At 73.5% G+C, this 5,434-nt stretch carries 4 protein-coding genes and 2 pseudogenes; 3 read left to right on the plus strand and 3 right to left on the minus strand.

Features of this window, described 5'->3' with window-relative positions:
- Positions 1-118 precede the first annotated feature (118 nt).
- Positions 119-1,717 (minus strand): RDD family protein, encoded by a 1,599-nt coding sequence (locus ABZ656_RS56015; RefSeq protein WP_360280174.1) that lies wholly within the window; start codon positions 1,715-1,717, stop codon positions 119-121.
- A gap of 255 nt (positions 1,718-1,972) precedes the next feature.
- On the opposite strand from ABZ656_RS56015, the gene ABZ656_RS56020 reads away from it, so the two are divergent.
- Positions 1,973-2,452 (plus strand): SsgA family sporulation/cell division regulator, encoded by a 480-nt coding sequence (locus ABZ656_RS56020; RefSeq protein ID WP_101404917.1) that lies wholly within the window; start codon positions 1,973-1,975, stop codon positions 2,450-2,452.
- Between the two features lie 20 nt (positions 2,453-2,472).
- Here ABZ656_RS56020 and ABZ656_RS56025 read toward each other — a convergent pair.
- Positions 2,473-2,763: pseudogene (locus tag ABZ656_RS56025) on the minus strand (winged helix-turn-helix domain-containing protein); the annotation flags it as partial.
- Here ABZ656_RS56025 and ABZ656_RS56030 point away from each other — a divergent pair.
- Positions 2,763-3,113 (plus strand): annotated as a pseudogene (locus ABZ656_RS56030) (aldo/keto reductase); the annotation flags it as partial. The pseudogenes ABZ656_RS56025 and ABZ656_RS56030 sit on opposite strands and share 1 nt — an antisense overlap.
- 95 nt (positions 3,114-3,208) lie before the next feature.
- Here the strand turns inward: ABZ656_RS56030 and ABZ656_RS56035 are convergent.
- Positions 3,209-4,615, minus strand: coding sequence for an FAD-linked oxidase C-terminal domain-containing protein (locus tag ABZ656_RS56035; protein WP_360280177.1), 1,407 nt, complete (start codon positions 4,613-4,615; stop codon positions 3,209-3,211).
- 92 nt (positions 4,616-4,707) lie between these two features.
- Between ABZ656_RS56035 and ABZ656_RS56040 the strand changes: the two genes are divergently transcribed.
- On the plus strand, positions 4,708-5,434 hold a 727-nt coding region (locus ABZ656_RS56040), incomplete at its 3' end, for a BTAD domain-containing putative transcriptional regulator (protein WP_360280180.1).

A 5,434-nucleotide genomic window follows, 5' to 3' on the forward strand; every position in this document is an offset into this window, starting at 1 on the left:
GCCGCCGCACGTGACAGACTTGGCCCACCACTTCCAGAAGAACTGATCGAGTACCCTGGGGCCCCGGCGGCCACGCCGCCGCGCGGAGAGTCAGGCCACTACGGCGGCGTACGGGCGGCTACGCGGCCACGAAGGTGTGGGCCGCCTTGTCGTGCCAGCACTGGCGCCAGGGCCTGTCGAACAGACACCACAGGACGCCGACGGCACCGATGACGAGGACGCCGGGGACGGCGTAGACGAGCCAGCGGCGCAGGGCCCGCCCGAAGGACGGGGGTTCGTGGCCCTCGATGTCCCGGACCTCGATGCCGCACACCTTCTTGCCCAGGGTGCGGCCCCACTTGGCGGTGGGCAGCGCGTCGTAGAGGACGCCGAAGAGGAGCAGGACGGCCAGGACGATCCCGAGGTAGCCCGTGGTCGTGCCGTCGAGCAGCCACACCGTGACGGTCTGGCCGGACCGCTTGGCCGCGTCGACCTTCTCGTTGATGTGGTCGATCGCCTTGGTGCCCAGCGGTACGGCGGCCACGGCGGTGACGGTCGCCAGGACCGCGGTGTCCACGATCCGGGCCAGCAGCCGCCTGCCGAGGCTCGCCGGGCGCGCCTCGGACTGTCTGCGGGCGGCGGCCTGGAACACGTCGTCCACCGGCGGCTTCCACGGCACGACGGGCTGCCCGTCGGCGCCCGGGTCACCCGCGAGCCGGTGCACCTGCTGGGCCCAGGACGGCTGCCCCCCACCGGGGCCACTGGTGAGAGGCGTGGCGGCGGGCCCGGTGGACTGCTGGGGCACGGAAGGGGTGGAAGGGGTGGAAGGGGTGGAAGGGGTGGAAGGTTCGGGGGTGGCCGGCTGCCGCGCGGCGGCGGACTGGGCCGCCGCCTCCGCCGCGGCCTGGGCGGCCTGCCCGGCGCCGAAGCCGCCCCCGGACCCGGCCGGGCCGCCCGCCGCGGGCGTGTCCGCCCCCGGTGCGCCGGTGGCCGGAGTCGTGCCCCCGGTCTGCGCCCCGCGGTGCGGCCCCGTGCGCGGGGCGGACGGGCGGAAGATCATGGTGCCCTCGGAAGGGGCGGGTTCCGCGGCGCCGTCGGGGTGACCGGTGCCGGGGAACTGCGCGCCGCTCGCCGGAGCCGCGGACGAGCCCTCGGCGCCGGTGGCCGGCGCCGGTCCCGTCGGGCGGCGGAACACCACGGTGCGGCCGGACGCGGGAGGTCGGGCGCCGCCCAAGTCCGCGGGCGGGATCGTCGCCGTGCCGTCGGCGCGGGCGGACTCACCGTCCGGCTGGACGACCGCGTCTCCCGGTTCGGCCGCGCGCGCCAGCCGCGGGTCGGCCGTCGGAGGCGCGCCCCAGGACACCCGGCGCTCCTGCTCGCCGCCGAAGCCGGACTGCTGGGAGCGCTCGGCGCCCCACGCGGCCGCGGGCTCGGGCCTGCTGCCGTGCTGTGCCTCGGCCGGGCTCACCCGGCGCGGCTCGGCGGCGGGCTGCGGGTCCTCGTCGAAGAAGTGCGGGCCGGTCTCCTCGGCGAGGACCGGAGCGGGCGCGGGAACGGAAGCCGTGGGCCGGTTGCCGGACGGCGGCGTGAGCGGTACGCCGTCGGAGGGCGCGGGACGGCTCGTACCCGGTACCCAGGAGGCACCGTTCCAGTACCGGACATATCCAGGAATGGAGGGGTCCGGGTAATACCCTTCACGGGGCCGGTCGTCGCCGGGGGCCGGGGTTGGGGCGCTCATGTCCGTCGTCCCGTATCTGCTCGGGGGCTTTTGGGGGCTCCACATCTATCAGACGGGCGCGCCTGTCAGCGGCGCTCCCGCCGTACCCACCTCTTTCGAGCAAGGTTCCGCCACAAGCGGTCGCCGCCCGGAACACGGCCTCGGAACGCGCGCCAAAAAACTTCTTCGAACCCGCGTAATGGTTCCGCGTGATCGCGCTCTCCACTCGTACGGGCCCGCCCTGAGGGCCCCGTACCCGAAAGGAAGCGCATCGACATGCACACCGTGGTGGAACGCGAACTCGAGCTCAGTCTCGTCCTGTCGCCCGAACGCAGCATCCCCGTACCGGCCCGGCTCACCTACCGCTCCGACGACCCGTACGCCGTCCACATCACCTTCCACATCGGCTCCGACCATCCCGTCAGCTGGACCTTCGCCCGTGAACTGCTCGTCGAGGGGGTGTTCAGGCCGTGCGGGCACGGCGACGTACGGGTGTGGCCGACGAAGGTCGCGGGCCGCAGCGTCGTCCTGATAGCGCTCAGCTCCCCGGACGGGGACGCCCTCCTCGAAGCGCCCACCGCACAGGTGTCCGCCTGGCTGGAGCGCACCCTGCGGGCGGTCCCGCCGGGCTTCGAGGCCGAGCAGCTCGGCATCGACGATGGCCTCGCCGAGTTGCTGGCCCCGGCCCCGGGCCGTCACGACGAACTGTGGCTGCGCGACCCGTGTCCGTCGGACGAGTCGACGGACGGCGAGTGAATCCGCCGTGCGCCGGTGCCCTACGGGCGGGCCGCGGCCAGCAGGGTCTCCGCGGCCGATGTGCGCGCGTACAGCACCGAGCGACCGGCCCGGTGCGCGCTGACCAGGCCCGCGTCGCGCAGTGCGGTCAGGTTCCGGGACACCCCGGCCGGCGAGAGCCCCGTGCGGTGGGCCGGCTCGGTGGTGGAGGCCGGGGTCTCCAGTTCGGTCAGCAGCAGGGTCCGCGAGCGGCCGAGTACGGCTGCGAGGGCATCGGTCCCGGCGAGCGGCCGGGGTTCCCACAGGGTGCCGACGCCCCGCGCCGGATAGGCCCGTGGTCTGTGTGCAGAACCCGTACGGCATCGGCGTACGGCCGGGCCAGGACGAGTTCGTGCGGGCCTGCGGCGAGCAGGGGATCGCGTTCGTCCCCTTCTACGCGATCGCCGGGGCCGGGCGCACGGCGGGCGCGCGGGGTGCCGACGCCGCCGAGGTGCGGGCCGTCGCACGGGCCCACGGGGCGAGCGCGGCGCAGGTCCGGCTGGCCTGGACGTTGCACCGCGGACCGCATGTACTGGCGATCCCCGGCACCGGCGACCCGGACCACCTGGCCGCCAACGTGGCCGCCGGCGCCCTGCGGCTGAGCGAGGACGAACTGGCCCTCCTGGACCGACTTCACCGGAACGGTGACGGGAGTGACGGGAGTGACGGGAGTGACGGGAGTGACGGGAGTGACGGGGGTGACCGCACTCGGCCCACGGGAACGGCCGAGGCGGGGTTCTAGAGCACCTTGCCCGGGTTCAGGATGCCCAGTGGGTCGAAGGCGGCCTTGATGCCGCGCTGTATCTCCACGCCCACCGGTCCGAGCTCGCGGGCCAGCCATTCCTTCTTCAGGACTCCGACGCCGTGTTCGCCGGTGATGGTGCCGCCGAGTTCCAGACCGAGGGCCATGATCTCGTCGAAGGACTCGCGGGCGCGCCGCGACTCGTCGGGATCGTCGGCGTCGAAGCAGACGGTGGGGTGGGTGTTGCCGTCGCCCGCGTGCGCGCAGACACCGATGGTCAGGGAGTACTTCTCGGCGACGCGCCCGATGCCTTCGAGCATGTCGCCGAGCCGGGAGCGTGGCACGCACACGTCGTCGATCATCGTGGTGCCCTTGACCGCTTCGAGTGCGGTGAGCGACAACCGCCGTGCCTGGAGCAGCAGTTCGGATTCCGCCGCGTCCTCCGCGGGGACCACCTGCGTCGCGCCCGCGGCCTCGCACAGGGCGCCGACTGCGGCCAGGTCAGCGGCCGGGTCGTGGGTGTCGAAGGCGGCGAGGAGGAGCGCCTCGGTGGTCTCCGGGAGGCCCATGCGGGCCAGGTCGTTGACGGCCTTGACCGTCGTACGGTCCATGAGTTCGAGGAGGGAGGGGACGTGCCCGCCCTCCATGATCCGGACCACGGCGTCGCAGGCGGCCCGCGCCGATCCGAACTCCGCCGCCAGCACCAACTGCTGGGGCGGCTGCGGCTTGAGCGCCAGGATCGCCCGTACGACGATGCCGAGCGAGCCCTCCGAGCCGACGAAGAGGCGGGTGAGGTCGTAACCGGCGACCCCCTTCGCCGTACGGCGTCCGGTGGACATGAGCCGTCCGTCGGCCAGCACCACGTCGAGACCGAGGACGTACTCGGCCGTCACCCCGTACTTCACACAGCACAGGCCGCCGGAGGCCGTGCCGATGTTCCCGCCGATCGTGCACATCTCCCAGCTGGAGGGGTCCGGCGGGTAGTACAGACCGTGTTCGTTCACGGCGCGGGAGAGGGTGGCGTTGATGACGCCGGGTTCCACGACGGCGATCCTGTCGACCGGGTTGATCTCGAGGATGCGGTCCATCTTCACCAGCGACAGCACGATGCAGCCGTCGGAGGCGTTGGCGGCGCCGGACAGGCCGGTGCGGGCGCCCTGCGGGACGACCGGGACACGCAGCTCGGTCGCGATCCGCATGACGTGCTGGACCTGTTCGACGGTACGGGGCAGGACGACGACGGCAGGGGTGCCCGCCTCGCAGAAGCTCGCCATGTCGTTCGCGTAGGAGGCCGTGACGTCCGGGTCGATGAGGACGGCCTCGGCCGGCAGGCCGCTCAGCAGGCGGTCCACGAGGTTGCCGGTGACTTCGTCGCGCGGGGCTTCGATACGGCTCATGATCACAGCGTCGCACTCGGGGCCATCGGTGTGAACCCCATCCGCGCGGGGCTTGGCGTGCCGGTATGTGGTCTTCGTATTGACGCACAGTGAGCGGCATGGAGATCGAAGAGCGACAGCCGGTGCTCACGGGGCTCGCGCCCCAGGGGCCGTCCGGGCGGCGTCCCTCCGTCGCCAAGCACGTGCTGATCGGCCTGGTCGCGGGGTCTGCCGTCCTCGGCGGGGTGCTGGTGCTGCTGCCCTGGGAGTCGCGGACCGCGGCGCCGCCGTCGCCGGGTCCGGTGACACGGGCGGGGACGGCGGTGGGGGCCGGGGTGCCCGCCGCGCTGCCCGATCTGGTGGCGCTCATCGACGACCACGAGGCCCATCTGCGCGCCCATCCGCGCGATGATCGGTCGTGGGCGGTGCTCGGCACGGCGTACGTGGAGCAGGGGCAGCGGACTGCCACGCCCGCGTACTTCCCGAAGGCCGAGCAGGCGCTGCGCACGTCACTGGAGACGAAGCCGAAGGGGAACCTGACGGCGCTGGAGGGGCTGGCCGCGCTCGCCAACGCCCGCAACGACTTCCGGACCGGGCGGAAGTGGGCCGAGGAGGCACTGAAGCTGGCGCCGAAGCGATGGACGGCGTATCCGCTGCTGATCGACTCCTGCGCCGGTCTCGGTGACTACAAGGCGAGCCGCGGCGCGCTGGAGAAGCTCCAGGGGCTGCACCACGGGCCGCCGGTGCTGGCCGAGGCCGCCCAGGTGTACTGGGACCGCGGCTGGCGCGAGGACGCGGTGGCCTCCCTCGCGGACGCGACGGCGGGCGCCACCGCTCCGGCCGAGC

Source organism: Streptomyces sp. NPDC007095 (assembly GCF_040634475.1).
In the GTDB taxonomy this organism is placed as follows: domain Bacteria; phylum Actinomycetota; class Actinomycetes; order Streptomycetales; family Streptomycetaceae; genus Streptomyces.